Below are 21,032 nucleotides of genomic sequence, written 5' to 3'. Positions count from 1 at the left end.
CTGGTTTGGTCTGGGTGGCATTGTGCGGCAGAAGGCGGGTGGGGTCATGTCCGGATGCGCAGGGTGGTGCTCTGAATGAGACATCGGGTTTGCCTGTGCCAGCCCTTTCGCGGCTAAAGCCGCTCCCACAGGGTGGCGCGGTACCTGTAGGAGCGGCTTTAGCCGCGAAAGGGCCGGTACAGGCAGCACAACAACATGAACATGAGAAAACCTTGATTTCATCTCAAATTTAATGAGTTTGTCTCAAGATGGCGCCTCCCGGAAAATCCCCTCATTCATTTATGCATGCTGAGGGACAAGACATGGCACTGGCACACAACCTGGGCTTTCCACGTATCGGCCGCGACCGCGAGCTGAAAAAGGCCCAGGAAGCCTTCTGGAAAGGTGAACTCGACGAAGCCGGCCTGCGCACCGTCGGCCGCGAGCTGCGTGCCCGCCACTGGCAGGTGCAGAAAGACGCCGGCATCGAACTGCTGCCGGTCGGCGACTTCGCCTGGTACGACCAGGTGCTGACCCACTCGCTGACCTTCGGCGTGATCCCGCAGCGCTTTCGCAGCCACGACGCTGCCAGGCCCACCCTGCAGACCCTGTTCGCCATGGCGCGTGGCGCTGTGGGTGACAGCTGCTGTGGCGGCGCGCACGCCCAGGAAATGACCAAGTGGTTCGACACCAACTACCACTACCTGGTCCCCGAATTCACCGCCGACCAGCAGTTCGCCCTGAGCTGGGAGCAGCTGTTCGAAGAAGTGGCAGAAGCCCAGGCCCTGGGCCACGCGGTCAAGCCGGTGGTTATCGGCCCGCTGACCTACCTTTGGCTGGGCAAGGCCAAGGGTGGCGATTTCGACAAGCTGGAGCTGCTCGATCGCCTGCTGCCGCTGTATGACCAGATCCTCAACCGCCTGGCTGCCCAAGGCGTGGAATGGGTGCAGATCGATGAGCCGATCCTGGCCCTGGACCTGCCTCAGGACTGGAAGAATGCCTACGAGCGGGTCTACAACATCCTTCAGCGGGCGCCACTGAAGAAGCTGATCGCCACCTACTTCGGCGGCCTGGAAGACAACCTGGGCCTGGCCGCCAACCTGCCGGTCGATGGCCTGCACATCGACCTGGTACGTGCGCCCGAGCAGTACCCGACCATCCTCGACCGCCTGCCGGCCTACAAGGTGCTGTCGCTGGGCCTGGTCAACGGCCGCAACGTCTGGCGCTGCGACCTGGAAAAGGCGCTGGAGGTGCTGCGCCATGCCCATGAGCGCCTGGGTGAGCGGCTGTGGGTGGCGCCTTCCTGCTCGCTGCTGCACAGCCCGGTGGACCTGGACCGTGAAGACCAGCTCGATGCCGAACTGCACAGCTGGCTGGCCTTCGCCGTGCAGAAATGCCAGGAAGTGGCGCTGCTGGCCAAGGCCATCAATGCCCCACAAGCCGACGACGTGGCCGCCGCATTGGCCCAGAGCCAGGCCGTGCAGGCCAGCCGCGCCGCTTCGCCGCGTATTCACAAGCCGGCCGTGCAGGCCCGCCTGGCGGCCATCAAGCCCGCTGATAGCCAGCGTCAGTCGGCGTTTGCCCAACGTATCGCCAAGCAGCGTGCGGGGCTCGACCTGCCGGCGTTCCCGACCACCACCATCGGTTCGTTCCCGCAGACCTCGGCGATTCGCCTGGCACGCCAGGCCTACAGGCAGGGCAAGCTGACCGAGGCCGATTACGTCGAGGCCATGCACAGCGAGATCCGCCATGCGGTGAAAATCCAGGAGGACCTGGGCCTGGATGTGCTGGTGCACGGCGAGGCCGAGCGCAACGACATGGTCGAGTACTTCGCCGAGCAGATCGATGGCTATGTGTTCACCCGCTTCGGCTGGGTGCAGAGCTATGGTTCGCGCTGCGTGAAGCCTGCGGTGATCGTTGGCGACCTGAGCCGGCCGAAGGCCATGACCGTGGAATGGATAAAGTACGCCCAGGGCCTGACCAGCAAGGTGATGAAGGGCATGCTGACCGGCCCGGTGACCATGCTGATGTGGTCGTTCCCGCGTGAAGACGTGAGCCGCGAAGTGCAGGCGCGCCAGCTGGCGCTGGCGATCCGCGACGAAGTGGTCGACCTGGAAGCAGCGGGTATCAGGATCGTGCAGATCGACGAAGCGGCCTTCCGTGAAGGCCTGCCGCTGCGCCACGGCGCCTGGGCCCATTACCTGGAGTGGGCCACCGAGGCCTTCCGCCTGTGTGCCTCGGGGGTGCGTGACGAAACCCAGATCCACACCCACATGTGCTACAGCGAGTTCAACGACGTGATCGAGTCGATCGCGGCGATGGATGCCGATGTGATCACCATCGAGACCTCGCGGTCCGACATGGAGCTGCTGGCGGCTTTCGAACGGTTCGCCTACCCCAACGAGATCGGCCCGGGTGTGTATGACATTCACTCGCCACGGGTGCCGACCCGTGAGGAAATGGTCAAGCTGCTGCGCAAGGCTGCCCGGCGTATCCCGGCCGAGCGCCTGTGGGTCAACCCGGATTGCGGGCTGAAGACCCGTGGCTGGCCGGAGACCGAGGCAGCGCTGGTGAACATGGTCGCAGCTGCCCGCGAGCTGCGTGCCACTGCCTGATTTTTCGCTGCCTGTACCGGCCCTTTCGCGGGTAAACCCGCTCCCACAGGGTCCCCACTGGATTCAGCTTCAGTGGGGTCCCTGTGGGAGCGGGTTTACCCGCGAAAGGGTCAGGCCTGTTCAATTCAATCTGTGATCAACGCTCGATTGCCAAGGCCACGCCTTGCCCGCCACCAATGCACAGGGTTGCCAGGCCTTTTCTGGCGTCCCGCTTGATCATCTCGTGCAGCAGGGTCACCAGCACCCGGCACCCGGACGCACCAATCGGGTGGCCAAGGGCAATCGCCCCGCCATTCACGTTGACCCGCGCGGCATCCCATTCCAGCGCCTTGCCCACGGCCAGCGCCTGCGCGGCAAAGGCTTCGTTGGCTTCGATCAGGTCCAGCTCGGCCAATTGCCAGCCGGCCTTGTCCAGGCAGCGCTGGGTGGCCGAAACCGGGCCGATGCCCATGATCGCCGGGTCTACACCGGCACTGGCATAAGCCGCGATCCTGGCCAGCACCGGCAGGCCAAGGGTCTTGGCCTTGGCGGCGCTCATCAGCAGCACGGCGGCGGCGCCGTCATTCAGGCTCGAGGCGTTGCCGGCGGTGACGCTGCCATCCTTCTTGAACGCCGGGCGCAGTTTGCCCAGGGATTCGGCGGTGGTGTCCGGGCGTGGCTGCTCGTCCCGCGCGAACACCTTGGGTTCTCCCTTTTTCTGCGGCAGCACGATCGGGGTGATTTCATCATCGAAGCGGCCGGCCTCCATCGCCGCTACCGCCTTGCGCTGCGACTCGGCGGCAAAGGCATCCTGCTGCTCACGGCTGAGGCCGTACTGGTCCACCAGGTTTTCGGCAGTGATACCCATGTGGTAGTCGTTGAAGGCATCCCACAGGCCGTCGGTGATCATGCTGTCGATCAGCTGGCCATGGCCCATGCGCTGGCCGGTGCGGGCCGACGGTATCACGTAGGGGGCAAGGCTCATGTTCTCCTGGCCGCCGGCGATGACTACCTCGGCGTCACCGCAACGGATGGCCTGAGCGGCCAGGTGCAGTGCCTTCAGGCCCGAGCCGCAGACCTTGTTCAGGGTCATTGCCGGTACGCTGAAGGGCAGGCCGGCCTTGATCGCGGCCTGGCGTGCCGGGTTCTGTCCGGCACCGGCGGTAAGCACCTGGCCGAGGATGACTTCGTCGACCTGCTCCGGGGCCAGCCCGGTCTGTTCCAGCAGGCGCTTGATCACGGCGGCACCCAGGTCTACTGCAGGCACAGTGGCCAAGGCGCCCTGGAAGCTGCCGATGGCGGTGCGGGTTGCGGCGACGATGACCACGTCGTTCATGTTGTTGTTCTCCGTGCGATGGGCGTAATGCCTCAAGCATCGGTGGCTTTGGCTCATTTGTTAAGTTTGTTTTTCTTTGCGATTGATGTGTAAAGCAAATGAATGAGCGCGAAGCGACCTGCGGAACTATGCTCAGGGATGCGCTATTACACTCATCTGGATGGGAGCACATGTCCATGCGTACATTGATCGCCATGACCCTCCTGATCGGCAGCAGCGCTGCATTCGCCGCCACCGAATGCACCACCGCTGACAAAAGCACCTGGCAGGATCAGGAAAAATTCCAGGCGCAGCTCAAGGAGCAGGGCTACAAGATCAACAAGTTCAAGGTCACCAAGGGTAACTGCTACGAGATCTACGGTTTCGACAAGGATGGCAAGAAGGTCGAGATCTACCATGACCCAGTGACGGGCAAGGCAGTCAAGACCGAGTACCACGATTGAACAGCGACGGCACGGTACAGCTGTGGGACCCCCTGCTGCGGCTGTGCCACTGGTCGATCGCCGTGGTGTTCTTCGCCAACTACTTCTTCAACGAAGAGGGTGAAGACTGGCACCAGTGGCTGGGCTATTACGCACTGGCCGTTGTGGTGGTGCGTGTGGTCTGGGGCTTTGTCGGGCCACGCAGCGCGCGCTGGGCCGATTTCTGGCCATCCCCGGCAAGCCTGGTCGGACATGCCCGTGCGCTGCTGCATGGGGGGCTTGACCATCATATGGGGCATTCGCCGATTGGCGCCCTGGTGATGGTGCTGATGCTGACTTGCATCGCCGGCCTGGGCCTTACCGGGTGGGCGTCGCAGGAGGTGGACGCGCTGTTTGGTGTCGACTGGCCGATGGACCTGCACAGCTGGCTGGCCAACGCGCTGCTGGTGCTGGTTTGCGTGCATGTGCTGGCGGCCATCTACGAGAGCGTGCGCATGCGGGAAAACCTGCCGTGGTCGATGATCACGGGGCGCCGTCGGCACCGCGATTGACTGTGGCGGCCTCTTCGCGGGCTTGCCCGCTCCCACAGGAACTGCACAAATCTTGAGTCTTGTGGAGTGCCTGTGGGAGCGGGCAAGCCCGCGAAGAGGCCAGCACAGGCAACACCTGCTACACCGCCGGGCACTGATGGGTCACACAGTGAATCCCCCCGCCCCCCGCAGCAATGGCATCGATATCCAGCTGCACGATATCCCGCCCCGGATACAACGCCGCCAGCAGCCCCCGCGCTTTCTCGTCCGCCGCCCCATCGCCAAACTGTGGCGCAATGATCGCGCCATTGATCACGAAGTAGTTGATGTACCCAGCGGCAAAGTCATCATTGCCTTTGCTGAACCTGTTGCGCCGCCCGTGCAGCGGCGGCGACACGACGTGCACCTGCAACCTGCGGCCCTCGGCATCGGTGGCCCGCTTGAGGATCTCCAGGTGCTTGCGCGTCACGGCGTAGTCATACGAGTCCGGGTCGTTATCCAGGTTGGCAATCACCACCCCCGGCCTGACGAAGCGGGCATAGAAGTCCACGTGCCCGTCGGTGATGTCCTGGCCGGCGATGCCCGGTAGCCAGATGATCTTGCTCAGCCCCAGCCGTTCCTTCAGCTCCGCCTCGACCTCGGCCTTGCTCCAGCCCTTGTTGCGGTTGGCGTTGACCCAGCTGCTCTCGGTCATGATGCCCGTGCCGTGGCCGTCCACCTCTATGGCGCCGCCTTCACCCACCAGGTCGCTGCGCTGGTAGCGGGCGCCGGCCAGCGTGGTCACGCGCCTGGCCAGTTGGGCATCGTTGCGGTGACGTTGCTTGTTGCCCCAGCCATTGAAGTTGAAGTCCACCGCCGCCAGGGCTCCGTCATCATCGACGACGAAGTTGGCGCCGATGTCGCGCATCCAGATGTCGTCCAGCTCGCACTCGACGAAACTTGTGCGCTGGCTGGCACAGTGCTGCTCGGCCAGCTCGCGCTCGCTGGCCCGGCAGAACACCGTCACTGGCTGATAGCGCGCAATGGCCTGGGCGATGCGACCGAGGGCGGCCTGCACATCGGCGGTGAAGTCCTCCCAGATCGCATCCTGGGCGCCGAAGGCGATGAATGCGCGTTGCTGCGGCTCGCCTTCGTCCGGCATGAACCAGCGCCCCGGTTCTTCGGCGCGGGCCAGGCCCAGCGGCAGGCCGAGGCTGGCACCGAGGCCGGCGGCCAGCGAAAGTTGCAGGAAGGTTCTACGGCTTGGCATGGCTCAGTCCTGTGCAGTCTTGAAGCGGGTCCACACGCGCATGCGTGCACGCATGTCGGCCTGTGGGATATCGCGGCCCGGGATCAGCCGGGCATAGGTGGCTTGGTCGAGGTAGATATCGGGGTTGTCGCGCATGCGCGGGTCCACTGCCTGGCGTGCCTTGGCGCTGGCGGTAGGGTAACCGGTGAAGTTGCTGATGGCCGCCATGTTTGCCGGGCGCATGACGAAGTTGATGAAACGATAGGCGTATTCCGGGTGCTTGGCATCGGCCGGGATGGCCATGGTATCCATCCACACCGTGGTGCCTTGGCGCGGCACGCGGTACTGGAAGTCGAGATGCTTGCCCGCGGCGTCGGCGGTACGCTGCGCCTGGATCACGTCGCCACTGTAGCCCAGTGACAGGCACAGGTTCTCGTTGACCAGTTCGGTCACTGGTTGCGACTGGAACTTGCGCACGTACGGGCGAATCGCCTTGAGCAGTTCGCTGGCTGCGGCCAGGTCTTCGCGTTTGGCACTGCGTGGCTCGCGGCCGAGGTAGTTGAGGACCACTGCCAGCACTTCGTCGGGCGAGTCGATGACCGAAATACCGCAGTCGGCGAATCTGGCGGCCAGCTCCGGCTTGAACAGCAGGTCGAGGTTGTCCAGCGGTGCATCGGGCATGCGCTGGCGGACTTTGTCGGCATTCACCGTCAGGCCGATGGTGCCCCAGGTGTAGGGCACGGTCGCCTGGCTGGCCTTGGGGTACCGGGCGTGCAGCTGACGCAGCCCGGGCTCGATGTCGTCCAGGGCCTCCAGGCGGCTGTGATCCAGTGGCTGCAGGCTGCCGGCGCGCATCAGGCGCTCGGCGACGGTATCACCGGGGAAGACCAGGTCGTAGCCACTGCGCCCGGACATCAGCTTGGCCTCGAGCACTTCGCTGCCATCCATCACGTCGTAGATCACCTGGATGCCGGTTTCGGCCGTGAACTGCTTGAGAGTGTCCTCGGCAAAATAGTCGGCCCAGTTGTAAAGGCGCAGCACGGGCTGCTCGGCCTGAACCTGGCAGGCGCAGACGGCCAGCGCCAAGGCGGCCAGAACGTGGCGTTTCATGCTCATGCCCTCAGGGTGTGTGGGTGGGTGCCGTCCAGGGTCAGCAGCCGTGCGTACATCTCCGGGCGGCGATCGCGGTAGATGCCCCAGCTCAGGCGGTCTTCCCGCATGCCGGCCAGATCCAGGTCGTGCAGCCAGATGCCACTGCTGTCGCGGTCGGCTTCGGCGAGCATGGCGCCCTTGTGGTCGCAGATGAACGACGAGCCATAGAAGCGCATGGCCAACGATGCGTCGCTGGCTGCGACTTCTTCGCCCACGCGATTGGCCGCCACCACCGGCAACAGGTTGGCGGCGGCGTGGCCGCGCATGGCCACCTGCCAGTGGTCGCGCGAGTCCAGTTCGGCACAGCCGGGCTCGGAGCCGATGGCGGTGGGGAACAGCAGCACTTCGGCGCCCATCAGTGCCAGGCAGCGGGCGGTCTCGGGGAACCACTGGTCCCAGCAGATGCCGATGCCCAGGCGGCCGAAGGCGGTGTCCCAGACCTTGAAGCCGGTATCGCCGGGGCTGAAGTATTCCTTCTCCTGGTAGCCGATGGCGTTGGGGATGTGGGTCTTGCGGTAGACGCCAAGCAGGCGGCCATCGGCATCGGCCACGGTCAACGAGTTGAAGAAGGCATTGCCGGCGCGCTCGTACCAGCTCAGCGGCAGCACCACGCCCAGCTCGCCGGCCAGTGCGGCGAAGCGCTGCAGGATCGGGCTGGCGGGGTAGGGCTGGGCGAGGGCCTGGTGCTTGTGGTCCTGTTCGATGCAGAAGTACGGGGTGGCGAACAGCTCCTGCAGCAGGATCACCTGGGCCCCCTTGGCGGCAGCCTGGCGAACCAGTTGTTCGGCGCGGTCGAGGTTGCCAGGCAGGTCCCAGCTGCATGGCATCTGGGTGGTGGCGATGCGTAGCAGACTCATGGCTGCACCTCGGGTTGTTGCTGGGTGATGCAATGAATGCCGCCACCGCCATGGGCGATGTGGTCGATGCGCACCGGTACGATCTCCCGGCCCGGGAACGCGTGGGCCAGTTGCGCGGCGGCTTCCTGGTCGGCGGCGATGCCATAGGCCGGCATGATGATCGCGCCGTTGGCGATGTAGAAGTTGGTGTACGACGCGCAGAATACCTCGGCGTCCTGGTCGACGGCGGCGCTGGCTTCATACAGGTCGAGCAACTCGAAATGCCGGCCTTGCGCGTCGGTGGCCAGTTCCAGGGCACGGCGGTTTTCCCGCACGACTTCGGCGTACACCGAATGCTGGTCATGGGTGGCGTCGACCAGCAGCACGCCAGGGCGGGCGAAGGCGCATACACCGTCGACGTGGCCGTCGGTCATGTCGCCGGTGATGTATTGTGGGTCGCCCGGTAGCCAGATGGTCTTGCGGATGCCCAGGTAACGGGCAAAGCAGGCCTCGAACTCGGCCTTGCTCACGCCAGGGTTGCGGTTGGGGTTGAGCAGCACCGACTCGGTGGTGATCAGGGTGCCTTCGCCGTCCACATGAATCGCCCCGCCTTCGTTGCACAGCGCCGTGCTGAAGCCATCCAGGCCCAAGTGGTCGAGGATGCGCCGGCCGAGGCTGCGGTCCTGGCCGTGTTGCGACTTGCCTCCCCAGGCGTTGAAGCGCCAGCTCAGGCCGGCCAGGCCATGCTGTGGGTGGCAGACGAAGCTAGGGCCGCTGTCCCGGCACCAGCTGTCGTCCACGGCCATTTCGACCAGTTCGATATTGGCGCCGCAGAGGGCACGTGCGCTTTGCCAGGCCGAAGGGTCGACCACCATCTTCACCGGCTCGAAACGGGCGATGGCTGCCGCGACCCGGGCGTAGTCCTGCTGTACGTCGGCCAGGCGCACGTGCCAGCCGCTTTCCCACAGGGCCTGGTTGTGTGGCCAGACCATCCAGGTGGCAGCGTGGCGGGCCCATTCGGCGGGCATGCGCCAGCCGCTGTCGAGGGACAGGTGCATAGAGAACTCCGATCAATTAAGGATTTTTATCAACGAAGCCCGCTGTCGCGGGTGTTGATGTCCATGCTATGGCTAGGCTTGGCCTGCGACAAACGATAGATTTAGCGCACATCTGATCAGCAGGGCTTATCAATCATGCTCAAACACTGGCCACCCCTGAATGCCCTGCGCGGCTTCGAAGCCGCTGCGCGGCTGGGCAGCTTCCACAAGGCCGCCGAAGCGCTGAACCTGACCCAGTCGGCCATCAGCCAGCAGATTCGCAGCCTGGAAACCTACCTGGAGCAGCCGCTGTTCCACCGCAGTGGCCGCAGCGTGAGCCTGACCGACGCCGGGCACGACCTGCTCAGCACCACGCAGTCGCTGCTGCAGCACCTGGCGGTGGGCATTCGCCGGCTCGACCAGTACCGCAAGCCCAACCAACTGGTGGTCAACACCAGCCCGGCATTTGCCAGGCACTGGCTGCTGCCGCGGCTGGCCGACTTTCATCAGCGCTGCCCGGATGTCGACTTGTGGCTGTTCACCAGTTTCGAGGTGCCGGACATGGCGACCGAGACCATCGACCTGGCCATCCGCGACGACCTCAGTGCCCAGGCCGAGTGCAGCTTCAACGTGCTGCACCAGGACCAGCTGTACCCGGCCTGCCACCCGGCGTTGCTGCAAACGCCGATGTCGCGGCGCACCACCTTGCATGGCGAGCGCGAAATGGACTGGAGCCACTGGCAGCTGGAGGGTGGCGAGGATGTGGGGCAGCAGGGCAAGGGGCTGAACTTTTCCGACCCCGGGCTGCTGCTGGATGCGGCGAGCGAGGGGTTGGGGGTGGCCCTGGTCAGCCAGTTGCTGGCGCGGCGGGCGGTGGAGGAGGGGCGTTTGCAGGCTTTGTCGGCGCAGCGCGTGCGTGGGCCGGCGTGGGCGTGCCTGGTGCATCGGGATAGCCAGGATGATCCGCTGGCCCGGCAGTTCCTGGAATGGCTGAAAGAGGCTCTCTTGTCAGATTGATGTTGCCTGCACAGGCCCTATCGCCGGCAAGCCAGCTCCCACAGGTCCCTCACAGGGCTCAAGTTTTGCGCCGTCTTTGTGGGAGCTGGCTTGCCGGCGATAGGGCCGGTACAGGTAATCCACCGTTTTGCATCCCCAAGATCACCCCGTAATATGTGTCGGATAACCTGCGGGGGTAGTCTCACCCTCTGATCAACCGGAATCGCCCATGGCGGCGCTTCCCCCGGCATAAACCTGACGAGGTACAGACATTGGCCATCATTCATCCTAAGGTCCGCGGTTTCATCTGCACCACGACTCACCCGAAGGGCTGCGAGCTCAACGTCCGTGACCAGATCGAAGCCACCCGCAAGCTGGGCGTGCGCGAGGATGGCCCGAAGAAGGTCCTGGTCATCGGTGCTTCCAGCGGCTACGGCCTGGCAGCCCGCATCACCGCGGCGTTCGGCTTCAAGGCCGACACCCTGGGCGTGTTCTTCGAAAAGCCAGGCACCGAGACCAAGGCCGGCACCGCTGGCTGGTACAACGCTGCAGCCTTCGACAAGTTCGCCAAGGCCGAAGGCCTGTACAGCAAGTCGATCAATGGTGACGCTTTCTCCGACGAAGCCCGTGCCAAGGTCATCGAACTGATCAAGAACGAAATGGGTGGCAAGGTCGACCTGGTCATCTACTCGCTGGCCTCGCCAGTGCGCAAGCTGCCGCAGACCGGTGAACTGGTGCGTTCGGCCCTGAAGCCGATCGGCCAGCCGTACAAGTCGACCGCCATCGACACCAACAAGGACACCATCATCGAGGCCAGCATCGAGCCGGCTACCGAGCAGGAAATCGCCGACACCGTCACCGTCATGGGTGGCCAGGACTGGCAGCTGTGGATCGACGCCCTGTCTGGCGCCAACGTGCTGGCCGAAGGCGCCCGCACCGTGGCCTTCAGCTACATCGGCAGCGACATCACCTGGCCGATCTACTGGCACGGTGCGCTGGGTCAGGCCAAGCAGGACCTGGACGAAACCGCCCTGCGCCTGGACAAGAAGCTGGCCGGTGAAGTCAAGGGCGGCGCCAACGTGGCGGTGCTGAAGTCGGTGGTTACCCAGGCCAGCTCGGCCATCCCGGTGATGCCGCTGTACCTGTCCATGGTGTTCAAGATCATGCAGGAGAAGGGTGTTCACGAAGGCACCCAGGACCAGCTGGACCGCATGTATCGCGACCGCATGTACCGTGCCGACGGCGCGCCGGCCGAGGTCGACGAGAAGGGCCGCCTGCGCCTGGACGACTGGGAACTGCGTGATGACGTGCAGGACGCCTGCAAGGCGCTGTGGCCACAGGTGACCACCGAGAACCTGTTCGAGCTGACCGACTATGCCGGCTACAAGAAGCAGTTCCTCAACCTGTTCGGCTTCGAGCGCGCTGACGTCAACTACGACGAAGACGTGGCTACCGATGTGAAGTTCGACTGCGTCGAGCTGTAATCGCTGCCGGCCTGTACCGGCCTCTTCGCGGGCTTGCCCGCTCCCACAGGGATCTCACCACGCCTGAAGGCAGTGGGGAACCTGTGGGAGCGGGCAAGCCCGCGAAAGGGCCGGTACAGCCCAGGAATTTTTTGCTAGCTTTGGCGCACAACAACAGGGAATGTGCCATGAGCAGCCTCACCCAACCCGCCACTGCCTTTCGCCACACCGCAGCCGACGGCTACAGCCTCGGCGGCTTCCGCTGGCGCCACGCCCGACCTGACCCCCAGCGCCCGCTGGTGATCATCAACGCTGCCACCTCGGTACGCTGCCGCTACTACTCGCGTTTCGCCGACTACCTGTTCGCCCAAGGTTGCGATGTGCTGACCTACGACTACCGTGGCATCGGCGAATCCCGCCCGGCCTCGCTGCGTGGCTTCCAGGCATCCTGGAGCGACTGGGGCCGGCTGGATTTCGAAGCCATGCTGGTGCATGCCGCAGAACATTTCCCCGGCCAGCCGGTGGACGTGGTGGGGCACAGTTTTGGCGGCTGCGCAGTGGGGCTGGCACCGTCGGCGAGCAAGGTTCGCCGGGTGGTGATGGTTGGTGCGCAATTCGCCTATTGGCGCGATTACGCGGCTGACCAGCGTTGGCAACTGTTCGGCAAGTGGCATGTGGTAATGCCGCTGCTCACCCGGGTGTTCGGTTACTTTCCCGGCAAGCGCCTGGGTTGGCTGGAGGACACGCCATCCGGCGTGGTGCACGACTGGACCACCCGTACCCCGCGCTATGAGCACCGACCCAGCGGGCGTGCACTGGAGGCACTACCGTTCGCCCAGGTGCGGGCGGCGACGCTGGCCATCAGCCTGACCGATGACCCCTTTGGTACCGTGGCGGCGACCGAGCGTTTGCTGGGTTATCTGCAGGGCGCCGAGCGCCAGCACCTGCGCATTGCGCCTGTGGATATCTCGGTCGATGAAATTGGCCATTTCGCGTTCTTCCATGACCGCTTTCGCGAAAGTTTGTGGCCGGTGGCCTTGCAGTGGTTGCAGCAGGGTGGGTTGGCGGGTGAGGTCCCAGGAAGGATCATGGGTTGATGCTGTCTGCACCGGCCTCATCGCCGGCAAGCCAGCTCCCACAGGGGGATGATCAGTTTGAAGGCAGCGGGTACCTGTGGGAGCTGGCTTGCCGGCGAAAGGGCCGCGGAGCGGCCCCAAAATCTCAAGCCTTGCGCGCAAGCGGCAGCTCGGCAAACTTGACGCCCGCCAGCCCATGCTTGATCAGCGCACGGATATTGCCATGGTCGCTGCCCTCGGGCGTGGCCACCACGTCACGGTAGTGCTCGCCAAAGGCCAGCAGCGCTTCCTGGTCGCTCAGCCCTTCCAGCAGCGCCAGGCCGAGGGTCTTGCACGAACCTTCGTTCTGCCCGGCCGCATTCTCCACGCCGCCATTGTCGAAGGCCTGTGGCTGGTAGCTGTAGTTGTCGGCAATGAACGCCAGGGTGTTGGCAAACACGTGTTGGCCGCTGGCCAGGCTGGCGCGCAGGGTGTTCAGGTCAGTCACGGGGTTTTCCTTTTTCGAACGCCGCTTGTTGGTCGGCGCTGGCTTCTTTCTGGTATTGGGCTTTCCACTCGGCGTAAGGCATGCCGTACACCGCTTCGCGGGCGTCATCCAGGCTCAGGTCGAGCTGGCGCTCGTCAGCCGCGGCCTTGTACCACTTGGACAGGCAGTTGCGGCAGAAGCCGGACAGGTTCATCAGGTCGATGTTCTGCACATCGGTGCGCTTCTGCAGGTGTTCGACCAGGCGCCGGAACGCGGCGGCCTCGAGTTCGAGCTGTTGCTGTGGGGTCATGGGCTTCTCTCAGGTCATGCGGTTCTTCAGGTGGCGGCCACCGTTGATGACCACCTGGCTGCCGGTGCTGTACTGGCTGGCGAGCAGGTACTTGACCGTCTCGATCAGCGGGCCGGCGCCGGGTTCGAACTCCAGCAGGGCCTTTTTCAGGGTCTGCTGGCGGTAGGTTTCGTCGCCCCCTTCCTTGAGGATCAGCAGCCCCGGCAGGATACCGTTCACATGCACCTTGGGCGCATATTTTTCGGCGAACGACAGCACCATGTTCTGCAATGCGGCCTTGGTCGCGGCGTAGCCGATATGGCTTTTGCTGCCGCGTGAAGAGGTTTCGTCGCAAATGTGGATGATGTCGGCCTTTTCCACCTTGGCCAGCAGGTCGCCCAGGGCCAGGTTGAGGTGGTAGGGCGCTTCGACGTGCAGGCGGAACATGGTCTCGAGGTTGTCGAGGCCATCGTCGAGCCACAGCGAGGCGTTGTGGATGATCGCGCGCAGGCCGTCGTAACGGTTGTGCAGATAGTCGATCAGGGCCTGGCGGTCGGCCGCCTGGCACAGGTCGGCCTGGAACTGCACGATGTTCGGGTGGGCCGCCTGTGGCTGGACGCTGCGGCTGGCACTGACCACCGTATGGCCGGCCTGTGCCAGTTCAAGGGCCAGGGCCAGCCCGACGCGCTGGCTGGCTCCGGTAACGAGAATGGGGCTGTTCATGTTCGGGGCGGTCAACTTGTCTGTCCTTTGGTTGCCGCCCAGCATACCCGAACTGTCTACCGCGTGTACGGCCTGGCCTCAGCGGCTGCGCAGGGCGCCAGCGGGGGCCGGGGATGCATGCAGCCAGCCGGCCAGCAGGCGGGTGGAAAGGGGGATGAACAGGTAGACCATCACCGGCGTCAGGCCCAGGGTGCTGAGCAGTACCCGGGGCACCAGGTCCAGTGCTGCCAGCCAGTGGCCGAACACCAGGTTGAACACCAGCGAGACCGGGAAGAAGGCAAGCCAAATGGCTACGGCCTGCTTCCAGCGTGGCGGTTTTTGCACCATATTGGTGCCAAACCAGTCGTCGATGCCGCTTACGCGCGCCTCTTTGGGGCGTTCGAACAAGCCGTTGCCGCGCTGCAACCAGGCCCGGCGCGAGGCGGAATGCTCCCAGGCATGCAGGGTCGGCTCGTCGCTGAAACGGAATATGATCTGGAATTCGTCGCTGTCGCGGGGTGGCGCCAGGATGCCCGAGCCAAGGTAGCCGGGGAAGTCGGTGGCCAGCTGTTCGCCTTCATGCAGCCAGGCCAGCAGGTCCTGGTAGCGGCCATGGGCGGCGCGGCGCGACACCATCAGGGTGACGGGTGGGGTAGACATCGTGTATCTCCTGGCAACGGGGCTGGCGGGTAGCCGGCCCCTTTGGCTGTGTCGCCCGGGGTGGTGGGCGACGCAGGCGTGCATGCAAGAATCGGGCGCGGATTATCGCCCATGTGCGATCTTCGGCAACTGTCAGCCGGCAAACGGTTGCCGTAGTAGACTAGGTGTTCAACATGGGCACACAGGGTACCCCTTGCAGATGAACGAACAGGGACTGAACCCGGTAATCGATGCGAGCCTCGCGCAGCAGGACCTGTTTCCGATCCGTGAGGTTTCCCGCCTGACCGGCGTCAATGCCGTGACCTTGCGCGCCTGGGAGCGCCGCCATGGGCTGATCCAGCCAACCCGCACCGACAGTGGTCACCGCCTGTACTCCCAGGCCGACATCGATGAGATCCGCCGCATCCTTGGCTGGCTGGAGCGCGGCGTGGCGGTAAGCAAGGTCGCCAGCATCCTCGCCCGCGACCATGCCCTTGCCGGGCAGGCAGGTGGCGCGACGGGCGCCTGGGTGCGCTGGCAGCAGCAGATTCGCCAGGCGCTGCAACGTTTTGACCTGGCCAGCCTGGACCGCCTGTTCGACGAAGTGTTTGCCGCCTGCACACTGGACCAGGTATTCAGCGAAGTGTTCATGCCGGTGTGGCATGACCTGGCGGTCGGGCAGGGCGGCTACGGGCAGGCCAGCGAGTGGCTGTTCCTTGATCAGTTCCTGCGTGGTCGGGTGTTCGCCCGCTTGCAACTTGCCCGTGTACCGCGCAGCCGCATGGTGCTGCTGGCGCCGTTGCCGGGGCAGTGCCACGAACTGGAGTTGCTGGTGACCAGCCTGATCCTGGGCAGTGATGAAGTTGGCGTGACACCACTGGCGAGCGGGCAGCCGCTGGCAGAACTGGCACTGGTCTGCGAGCGCCTCAAGCCGGATGCCCTGGTGCTGTTCTCCCACCAGCCGCCCACGGCGGAACTCACCCGGCGCCTGACACGCCTGGTGGCAGGGCTGGAATGCCCGTTGTTACTGGCGGGTGAAGCGGCGGAACTGGCACAGGACAGCCTGGCTGGCAGCCCTATCGCCTGCCTGGGCGCGCAGGGTAGCGTGATGCGCCAGCGTTTGCGGCAGTTTCTGGCCGGTCAGTTCGATACCTGAGTGTGTAGCTCGGGGTGGGCCCGGCGATGGGCCTGGAGGATGTAGTCGCGCAGGCGTTCGATCTCTTCGGCCGGGCTCTGGCTGAGGTCGTAGGCGGCCAGGTCCGGGCCGATGCGCCGGCCCAGCACGCCATGCAGTTCGATGGGGGGGATGCCGCCAGGGGCAAAGCGCAGTTCGAAGCGGGCTGGTGCCGCTGGCAGGCCACGGACTTCCAGCAATGTACCCTTGAACGAAATATCGCGAACCCACAGGCCGCTTTCCTGCCCATGGCCATCGAGCAGCGCGCTCGGCTGCTCCATCGACAGGCGCCAGGGGCGCAGCATGGGCCCGTCTTCGTAGATTTCCGGTGAGCCCAGTTGCAGGTGCAGGGCATGGAACTCGTCTTCCACCAGTTGCAGCGGGAAGCTGATCTGCTGGTTGTTGAACTGGGCCTGCAGGGTTACCTGCTCGTTGGCCACCAAGCGGGTGAGCAAGCTCTGGATGCGGCGGTCGCCATTGACCAGCAGGCTCGACATGGGGTCGGCCAGGTTCAACTGCGGCGAATGCTGCATGTTCTGTATGAAATCCAGCTCGTCCTGGGTCAGGAGCGCTTCTGCTTGCATGATCGAACTCGATGGCGATTTCTTCAACGGGATTGACCGTGCGTGGCGTACTTGGTTCAGGTGCGTTCGTCGGGTTTCGGACGAACGCGCAGTTGCGCCAGTTCCCGCTCCAGTTCGACCTGGCGGGTAACGTCTTTCTGGATACCGATGAAGTAGGTGCGCTGTTCTGCGTCGTGCCTTACCGGGGTGATCGACAGTTCGTTCCAGAAAGCGCTGCCATCCTTGCGGTAGTTGCGCAGCACTTCGCGGCACGGTCGGCCTTCGGCCAGGGCCTTGCGGATGCGGGCGCGGCCAAGCTGGTCGCGGTCGTCGGCCTGCAGGAAGCGGCAATCCTGGTAGAGGATTTCGTCACGGCTGTAGCCGGTCAGGCGTTCGAAGGCCGCGTTCACGTAGATGAGGATGGTGTCGTCGCCTTCCTGTTCGGCGACCACGATGCCGTCATTGGACGCATCGACCATGGATTGCAGTAGTTGCGCGTTGATCATGTTCGGGCCATTGAATAAACAAGGGTGCGAAGCAGGGCTGAGGAGGGTGACTTTGGTAGAGGCGGCCTTTTGCCAGCGCCGGATGCTAGTATCCTACGTTTTCACTCAGTTTCGGAATCCTCTACCCGATGAAAGTCGCCATTATTTCCGGATCGGTCTACGGCACCGCCGAAGAAGTCGCCCGTCACGCTGAATCGCTGCTCAAGGCTGCGGGCCTGGAGGCCTGGCATGCGGCGCGCGCCACCTTGCAGGACCTTGAAGGTTTCGCCCCCGACGCCTTGCTGGCCGTGACCTCGACCACTGGCATGGGCGAACTGCCGGACAACCTCATGCCGTTGTACAGCAGCATTCGCGATACCCTGCCTGCGGCCTGGCGTGGCCTGCCGGGAGCGGTGATTGCGCTGGGTGACAGCAGTTATGGCGATACCTATTGCGGGGGTGGCGAGCAGATGCGCGAACTGTTTGCCGAACTGGGCGTGCGCGAAGTGCAGCCGATGCTGCGCCTGGATGCCAGCGAGACGGTGACTCCGGAGGCGGATGCAGAGCCTTGGTTGGCTGAGCTTGTTCAAGCACTGAAGGCCTGACTCGAGGCTTCACGCGAGCCCTTGTAGGAGCGGCCTTGTGTCGCGAAAGGGCTGCGCAGCAGCCCCAGGATTCGGCAGCGCAGCAGATATTGCTGGGGCTGCTTTGCAGCCCTTTCGCGACACAAGGCCGCTCCTACAGGGATCGCGTCAGCCGTGGAGCTCGCTCACCAACGCCAACCACGCCTGCGCCGCCCGTGACAGATACGCCCCGCGCCGCCAGATGAACGCGATATCCCAACGCAAATCCTCCGGCGAGCGCAGCGGCAAGCGCACCACACCGGGGCGCTCCAGCGCTTTCGCCACCACACGGGGCAGCAGCACCACGCCCTGGCCCGCCGCCGCCAGCGCCGCGAGGAAGTCCGCCTGGCCACTGCGCCCGCCTTCCTTGGGGGTAAAACCCTGCTGCTGGCACGCCTTCAGCAACCGGTCATTGAGCACGAAACTGCGCTGGTAAAGCAGGAACGGGGTATCGGCCAGCTGCTGCAGGTCCACCCCGTCCTGGCCCGCCAGCTCGTGGCCGGCAGGCAACAGGGCATCCAGTGGTTCGTTGCAGAACGGCTGGTAGTCGAACGCCTCGTCACTGGGCGTCAGGCTGCCACCCAGTTCCAGTTCGCCACTCTTGACTGCCTGTTCGATGCTGCGGCTGCCGCCTTCGAGCAACTGGACCGCGATGTTCGGGTGACGCCGCCGATACTCGGCGAACAAGCCGGCGAACAGCGCGTCGCTGCCCAGCATCGGCAAGCCCAGGCGCAGTTCACCACGGCCCATCTGGCTGAGGTCGTCCAGTTCACTGAGCAGCGCCTGACGTTGGCGCAACAAGGCTTCGCCACGCTCCAGCACGATGCGCCCGGCAGCGGTCAGGTGCAGCTGCGAGGCCTGGCGCTCCAGCAGCGGCTGGCCCACATCTTGCTCCAGCTGGGCCACCTGTTTGCTCACCGCCGACTGGCTGATGTGCAGGGTTTGCGCCGCCTGGGTAAAACCGCCGCGGTGGACCACTTCGATAAAGCTGCGCAGCTGTTTGAATTCCATGATCGCAATTCCATTCTGGAATGGCGTTAAGTCTAACAATTCGCTTCTGGCCTAGGCAGCCAAATCTTAAAATGAGGGCCTGTCGAGGAACCCCCCATGAAACCCGCGTTATTGAAAAAAGCCCTGCGCCTGCTCGTCGAGCTGGCGATCCTCTGTGCCTTGTTCCTGTTCGGTGGCCAGCTTGCCACCTGGCTGGGCTGGCCGATTCCTGGCGGTGTGATGGGCCTGGCATTGCTGCTGTTGCTGTTTGCCTCGGGTGTGCTCAAGCCAGCCATGCTGCAACTGGGCGCCGGCTGGCTGATGGCTGAGATGCTGCTGTTCTTCATCCCGGCGCTGATGAGCCTGCTCGATTACGGCGCCCTGATTCGTGACGAGGGCTGGCGCATCCTGCTGGTGATCGCCGTGAGCACCCTGATGGTAATGGTGGTGACCGCCTTGACCGTGGAACTGGTGTGCCGCTGGAGCTTGCGCCATGAGCCTTGAACCCATGCCGCTGTTCTGGCTGGCCCTGACCTTGCTGGCGTACCTGGGCAGCCGCTGGTTGTACCGGCGTAGCGGGCGCTACCTGCTGTCGCCGCTGATCCTGGTGCCGGTACTGTTGCTGGCGGTGGCCGTGCCGCTGCACACCGCCTATGCCGAGTACGCCCGCAACACCCACTGGCTGATGAGCGTGCTTGGCCCGGTGACCGTGGCCTTCGCGGTGCCGATCTGGCAACAACGGGCCATGCTGGCGCGCCACTGGCCGGCACTGATGGTGGGCATGGTCGCCGGCAGCAGCGCTTCGATCGCCAGTTCCTGGGGGTTGGCTCATATGTTGGCGCTGGACAGCGCGACCAGCCTGTCGCTGGTGCCGCGTTCGATCACCACGCCCTTTGCCATGCCATTGGCCCATGACCTGGGTGGCGTACCGGAGCTGACGGCGGTGTTCGTGATGTTCACCGGCGTGCTGGGCGCCATGTTCGGCGGCGTGCTGCTGCGTTGGTTGCCGTTGCGCACGCCGCTGGCGCGGGGCGCGCTGTTCGGCGTCGGTGCCCATGGTGCCGGGGTCAGCCGGGCGCAGGAGGTAGGCCGCGAGGAAGGCTCGGTGGCCGGCCTGGTCATGGTCCTGACCGGGTTGTTGAACCTGTTCGCGGCACCGCTGCTGGCCATGCTGCTCTGACCGTTCGTGCCACTGACTCGCCAAGTCATCAAGCTGGCTGGCAACGCAAGTTCCAGCCGATGGGCTGCTGGCTAGACTCTGCCTCGACATAGAGAGCACATGTAAGTGCCGAGGTGACATGCAATGACCGCAGCCTTGCTCTATTCCACCAACAACACTTCACCGGGACCGTTCTGATGCCCATGGCCGAAATTCCATTGTGCGTCTGGCGTACCCGGGGACAGAGTTTCAGCTTCCGGGGCCAGAGCATCCGCTACTGGACCGCAGGGCAAGGAGAGCCCCTGCTTCTGTTGCACGGCTTCCCCACTGCCAGCTGGGATTGGCGCTACCTGTGGGGGCCATTGGCCCAGCGCTTCCGGTTGATCGCCTGCGACATGCTCGGATTTGGTGATTCGGCCAAACCGGTCGATCACCTGTACAGCCTGATGGAGCAGGCCGACCTGCAGCAGGCCTTGCTCGCCGAGCTGAAGGTCGACCAGCCCGTGCATCTGCTGGCCCATGACTACGGCGGCAGTGTGGCGCAGGAACTGCTGGCGCGGCATCATGAACAGCGCGCCAACATCGCCAGCTGTGTGTTCCTCAACAGCGGGCTGTTCCCCGAAAGCTGCCGCATGCTGTTGATCCAGAAGTTGCTGCTCAGCCGTCTGGGCTGGCTGGTAGGGCGTTCGTTCGGGCGTGACGACCTGGTGCGCAGCGTGATCCAGGTCTACGGCTCTTGTACCCAACCCAGTGAAAGCGTACTGGATGACTTCTGGAGTTTGATCGCCGCCAACCGTGGCACGCGCATCCTGCACAAACTGGTGGGGTACATGCCGGAGCGCAGGTTGCACCGCGAACGCTGGGTTGGCGCGATGCAGCACGAAGGCGTGCCGCTGCGCTTGATCAATGGCGTGGTCGACCCGCTGTCCGGCGCGCACATGGTGGAGCGCTACCGGCAACTGGTGCCGGAGCCGGACACCGTGCAGTTGCAGGGCATCGGGCATTACCCGCATACCGAAGCGCCAGTGCAGGTGCTGCGCCATTACCTGGCCTTTCGTGAACAACCGCTGAGCTGTTTCCAGCAGAAAGTGGCGTGGTCCTGACAGGGCCTCATCGCCGGCAAGCCGGCTCCCACAGGTACAGCGCAGGCCTGGAGGCCGGCGCGGTTGGTGTGGGAGCTGGCTTGCCGGCGATGGGCCGCACAACGGCCCCATAACCATCGTGCTGCGTTATTGCCAGGCATTCAGCCTGCGTGAGCTTGATTGTCCGCCCGCCGCTGGCGGCGGACACTCG

Annotated in this window: 23 protein-coding genes; 11 read left to right on the top strand and 12 right to left on the bottom strand. The window is 64.5% G+C overall.

Annotation, left to right across the window (positions count from 1 at the left end; translation table 11 throughout):
* Positions 1-302 precede the first annotated feature (302 nt).
* Positions 303-2,594, top strand: a complete 2,292-nt coding sequence (gene metE, locus ABIB24_RS07355) for a 5-methyltetrahydropteroyltriglutamate--homocysteine S-methyltransferase (RefSeq protein ID WP_274079101.1) — start codon at positions 303-305, stop codon at positions 2,592-2,594.
* A 136-nt stretch (positions 2,595-2,730) separates the two neighbouring features.
* Here the strand turns inward: metE and ABIB24_RS07350 are convergent, their stop codons facing one another.
* Complete coding sequence (locus ABIB24_RS07350; protein WP_274079102.1) at positions 2,731-3,909, bottom strand: acetyl-CoA C-acetyltransferase; 1,179 nt, start codon at positions 3,907-3,909, stop codon at positions 2,731-2,733.
* A 176-nt stretch (positions 3,910-4,085) separates the two neighbouring features.
* Between ABIB24_RS07350 and ABIB24_RS07345 the strand changes: the two genes are divergently transcribed.
* Together ABIB24_RS07345 and ABIB24_RS07340 are read left to right on the top strand one after the other, a co-directional pair.
* Positions 4,086-4,352: a PepSY domain-containing protein gene (locus ABIB24_RS07345; protein WP_003260712.1), complete on the top strand. Its 267-nt coding sequence runs from the start codon at positions 4,086-4,088 to the stop codon at positions 4,350-4,352.
* Positions 4,349-4,882 carry a cytochrome b/b6 domain-containing protein gene (locus tag ABIB24_RS07340; protein ID WP_023661197.1) on the top strand — a complete coding sequence of 178 codons (534 nt, stop codon included), beginning with the start codon at positions 4,349-4,351 and terminating at the stop codon, positions 4,880-4,882. The genes ABIB24_RS07345 and ABIB24_RS07340 overlap by 4 nt, the downstream gene beginning before the upstream one ends.
* A gap of 118 nt (positions 4,883-5,000) precedes the next feature.
* Here ABIB24_RS07340 and ABIB24_RS07335 read toward each other — a convergent pair whose 3' ends face one another.
* From ABIB24_RS07335 to ABIB24_RS07320, 4 genes are read right to left on the bottom strand one after another with little or no spacing between them, the layout of a single operon-like run.
* Positions 5,001-6,110, bottom strand: coding sequence for an agmatine deiminase family protein (locus ABIB24_RS07335; RefSeq protein WP_274079103.1), 1,110 nt, complete (start codon positions 6,108-6,110; stop codon positions 5,001-5,003).
* A gap of 3 nt (positions 6,111-6,113) precedes the next feature.
* A complete protein-coding gene (locus ABIB24_RS07330) occupies positions 6,114-7,199 on the bottom strand; it encodes an extracellular solute-binding protein (RefSeq protein ID WP_137162405.1) in 1,086 nt (361 codons plus the stop codon).
* Positions 7,200-7,201: 2 nt separating this feature from the next.
* Positions 7,202-8,098, bottom strand: a complete 897-nt coding sequence (gene aguB, locus ABIB24_RS07325) for an N-carbamoylputrescine amidase (RefSeq protein WP_137162404.1) — start codon at positions 8,096-8,098, stop codon at positions 7,202-7,204.
* On the bottom strand, positions 8,095-9,135 hold the full coding sequence (locus tag ABIB24_RS07320) for an agmatine deiminase family protein (RefSeq protein WP_137162403.1): 1,041 nt from the start codon (positions 9,133-9,135) through the stop codon (positions 8,095-8,097). The genes aguB and ABIB24_RS07320 overlap by 4 nt, the downstream gene beginning before the upstream one ends.
* 135 nt (positions 9,136-9,270) lie before the next feature.
* Between ABIB24_RS07320 and ABIB24_RS07315 the strand changes: the two genes are divergently transcribed.
* From ABIB24_RS07315 to ABIB24_RS07305, 3 genes are all read left to right on the top strand, one after another.
* Positions 9,271-10,131, top strand: coding sequence for a LysR substrate-binding domain-containing protein (locus ABIB24_RS07315; RefSeq protein ID WP_075046364.1), 861 nt, complete (start codon positions 9,271-9,273; stop codon positions 10,129-10,131).
* 251 nt (positions 10,132-10,382) lie between these two features.
* Positions 10,383-11,594 carry an enoyl-ACP reductase FabV gene (gene fabV, locus ABIB24_RS07310; protein WP_274079104.1) on the top strand — a complete coding sequence of 404 codons (1,212 nt, stop codon included), beginning with the start codon at positions 10,383-10,385 and terminating at the stop codon, positions 11,592-11,594.
* A 167-nt stretch (positions 11,595-11,761) separates the two neighbouring features.
* Complete coding sequence (locus ABIB24_RS07305) at positions 11,762-12,670, top strand: alpha/beta hydrolase family protein (protein WP_274079105.1); 909 nt, start codon at positions 11,762-11,764, stop codon at positions 12,668-12,670.
* A 124-nt stretch (positions 12,671-12,794) separates the two neighbouring features.
* On the opposite strand, the gene ABIB24_RS07300 is transcribed toward ABIB24_RS07305, so the two are convergent.
* Genes ABIB24_RS07300 through ABIB24_RS07285 form a run of 4 tightly spaced genes read right to left on the bottom strand, consistent with a single transcriptional unit; the run spans position 12,795 to position 14,766 of the window.
* Positions 12,795-13,136: a HopJ type III effector protein gene (locus ABIB24_RS07300; protein ID WP_274079106.1), complete on the bottom strand. Its 342-nt coding sequence runs from the start codon at positions 13,134-13,136 to the stop codon at positions 12,795-12,797.
* A complete protein-coding gene (locus ABIB24_RS07295; protein WP_003260708.1) occupies positions 13,129-13,425 on the bottom strand; it encodes a DUF1244 domain-containing protein in 297 nt (98 codons plus the stop codon). Before ABIB24_RS07295 ends, ABIB24_RS07300 begins: the two co-directional genes overlap by 8 nt.
* Positions 13,426-13,434: 9 nt before the next feature.
* Positions 13,435-14,172 carry a dihydromonapterin reductase gene (gene folM / locus ABIB24_RS07290; RefSeq protein ID WP_274079107.1) on the bottom strand — a complete coding sequence of 246 codons (738 nt, stop codon included), beginning with the start codon at positions 14,170-14,172 and terminating at the stop codon, positions 13,435-13,437.
* Between the two features lie 33 nt (positions 14,173-14,205).
* Positions 14,206-14,766, bottom strand: coding sequence for a putative antibiotic biosynthesis monooxygenase (locus ABIB24_RS07285; RefSeq protein WP_015271784.1), 561 nt, complete (start codon positions 14,764-14,766; stop codon positions 14,206-14,208).
* Between the two features lie 199 nt (positions 14,767-14,965).
* Here ABIB24_RS07285 and ABIB24_RS07280 point away from each other — a divergent pair, with 199 nt between their 5' ends.
* Positions 14,966-15,901 carry a MerR family transcriptional regulator gene (locus tag ABIB24_RS07280; RefSeq protein WP_274079108.1) on the top strand — a complete coding sequence of 312 codons (936 nt, stop codon included), beginning with the start codon at positions 14,966-14,968 and terminating at the stop codon, positions 15,899-15,901.
* Here the strand turns inward: ABIB24_RS07280 and ABIB24_RS07275 are convergent.
* A complete protein-coding gene (locus ABIB24_RS07275) occupies positions 15,886-16,503 on the bottom strand; it encodes a hypothetical protein (protein ID WP_075046358.1) in 618 nt (205 codons plus the stop codon). The two genes, ABIB24_RS07280 and ABIB24_RS07275, sit on opposite strands and share 16 nt — an antisense overlap.
* Before the next feature lie 56 nt (positions 16,504-16,559).
* Positions 16,560-16,988 (bottom strand): PAS domain S-box protein, encoded by a 429-nt coding sequence (locus tag ABIB24_RS07270; RefSeq protein WP_054572763.1) that lies wholly within the window; start codon positions 16,986-16,988, stop codon positions 16,560-16,562.
* Between the two features lie 128 nt (positions 16,989-17,116).
* On the opposite strand from ABIB24_RS07270, the gene ABIB24_RS07265 reads away from it, so the two are divergent.
* Complete coding sequence (locus tag ABIB24_RS07265; protein WP_025340620.1) at positions 17,117-17,572, top strand: flavodoxin; 456 nt, start codon at positions 17,117-17,119, stop codon at positions 17,570-17,572.
* A gap of 147 nt (positions 17,573-17,719) precedes the next feature.
* Here ABIB24_RS07265 and ABIB24_RS07260 read toward each other — a convergent pair whose 3' ends face one another.
* Entirely contained in the window at positions 17,720-18,601 is an 882-nt protein-coding gene (locus ABIB24_RS07260; RefSeq protein WP_137162398.1) for a LysR family transcriptional regulator, read from the bottom strand.
* Between the two features lie 96 nt (positions 18,602-18,697).
* Here ABIB24_RS07260 and ABIB24_RS07255 point away from each other — a divergent pair, with 96 nt between their 5' ends.
* The 3 genes from ABIB24_RS07255 (at position 18,698) to ABIB24_RS07245 (ending at position 20,842) form a co-directional block, all read left to right on the top strand.
* Entirely contained in the window at positions 18,698-19,084 is a 387-nt protein-coding gene (locus ABIB24_RS07255; protein ID WP_075046354.1) for a CidA/LrgA family protein, read from the top strand.
* Positions 19,074-19,760, top strand: coding sequence for an LrgB family protein (locus ABIB24_RS07250; RefSeq protein ID WP_024087732.1), 687 nt, complete (start codon positions 19,074-19,076; stop codon positions 19,758-19,760). The genes ABIB24_RS07255 and ABIB24_RS07250 overlap by 11 nt, the downstream gene beginning before the upstream one ends.
* A 176-nt stretch (positions 19,761-19,936) precedes the next feature.
* Positions 19,937-20,842 carry an alpha/beta fold hydrolase gene (locus ABIB24_RS07245; RefSeq protein ID WP_085593034.1) on the top strand — a complete coding sequence of 302 codons (906 nt, stop codon included), beginning with the start codon at positions 19,937-19,939 and terminating at the stop codon, positions 20,840-20,842.
* Positions 20,843-21,032: the final 190 nt, after the last annotated feature.

Source organism: Pseudomonas sp. UYEF17, assembly GCF_040546125.1.
Lineage (GTDB): Bacteria > Pseudomonadota > Gammaproteobacteria > Pseudomonadales > Pseudomonadaceae > Aquipseudomonas > Aquipseudomonas putida_Z.
The sequence above is the reverse complement of the archived record's forward strand: the minus strand, read 5'-3'. Positions and strand labels throughout refer to the sequence as shown.

Bases quoted from the DNA above. Each gene is read 5' to 3' on its own strand.
- metE (WP_274079101.1), top strand. From the start codon at position 303: ATGGCACTGGCACACAACCTGGGCTTTCCACGTATCGGCCGCGACCGC.
- ABIB24_RS07350 (WP_274079102.1), bottom strand. From the start codon at position 3,909: ATGAACGACGTGGTCATCGTCGCCGCAACCCGCACCGCCATCGGCAGC.
- ABIB24_RS07345 (WP_003260712.1), top strand. From the start codon at position 4,086: ATGCGTACATTGATCGCCATGACCCTCCTGATCGGCAGCAGCGCTGCA.
- ABIB24_RS07335 (WP_274079103.1), bottom strand. From the start codon at position 6,110: ATGCCAAGCCGTAGAACCTTCCTGCAACTTTCGCTGGCCGCCGGCCTC.
- ABIB24_RS07330 (WP_137162405.1), bottom strand. From the start codon at position 7,199: ATGAAACGCCACGTTCTGGCCGCCTTGGCGCTGGCCGTCTGCGCCTGC.
- aguB (WP_137162404.1), bottom strand. From the start codon at position 8,098: ATGAGTCTGCTACGCATCGCCACCACCCAGATGCCATGCAGCTGGGAC.
- ABIB24_RS07320 (WP_137162403.1), bottom strand. From the start codon at position 9,135: ATGCACCTGTCCCTCGACAGCGGCTGGCGCATGCCCGCCGAATGGGCC.
- ABIB24_RS07315 (WP_075046364.1), top strand. From the start codon at position 9,271: ATGCTCAAACACTGGCCACCCCTGAATGCCCTGCGCGGCTTCGAAGCC.
- ABIB24_RS07305 (WP_274079105.1), top strand. From the start codon at position 11,762: ATGAGCAGCCTCACCCAACCCGCCACTGCCTTTCGCCACACCGCAGCC.
- ABIB24_RS07295 (WP_003260708.1), bottom strand. From the start codon at position 13,425: ATGACCCCACAGCAACAGCTCGAACTCGAGGCCGCCGCGTTCCGGCGC.
- folM (WP_274079107.1), bottom strand. From the start codon at position 14,172: ATGCTGGGCGGCAACCAAAGGACAGACAAGTTGACCGCCCCGAACATG.
- ABIB24_RS07285 (WP_015271784.1), bottom strand. From the start codon at position 14,766: ATGTCTACCCCACCCGTCACCCTGATGGTGTCGCGCCGCGCCGCCCAT.
- ABIB24_RS07280 (WP_274079108.1), top strand. From the start codon at position 14,966: ATGAACGAACAGGGACTGAACCCGGTAATCGATGCGAGCCTCGCGCAG.
- ABIB24_RS07275 (WP_075046358.1), bottom strand. From the start codon at position 16,503: ATGCAAGCAGAAGCGCTCCTGACCCAGGACGAGCTGGATTTCATACAG.
- ABIB24_RS07270 (WP_054572763.1), bottom strand. From the start codon at position 16,988: ATGATCAACGCGCAACTACTGCAATCCATGGTCGATGCGTCCAATGAC.
- ABIB24_RS07265 (WP_025340620.1), top strand. From the start codon at position 17,117: ATGAAAGTCGCCATTATTTCCGGATCGGTCTACGGCACCGCCGAAGAA.
- ABIB24_RS07260 (WP_137162398.1), bottom strand. From the start codon at position 18,601: ATGGAATTCAAACAGCTGCGCAGCTTTATCGAAGTGGTCCACCGCGGC.
- ABIB24_RS07255 (WP_075046354.1), top strand. From the start codon at position 18,698: ATGAAACCCGCGTTATTGAAAAAAGCCCTGCGCCTGCTCGTCGAGCTG.
- ABIB24_RS07250 (WP_024087732.1), top strand. From the start codon at position 19,074: ATGAGCCTTGAACCCATGCCGCTGTTCTGGCTGGCCCTGACCTTGCTG.
- ABIB24_RS07245 (WP_085593034.1), top strand. From the start codon at position 19,937: ATGCCCATGGCCGAAATTCCATTGTGCGTCTGGCGTACCCGGGGACAG.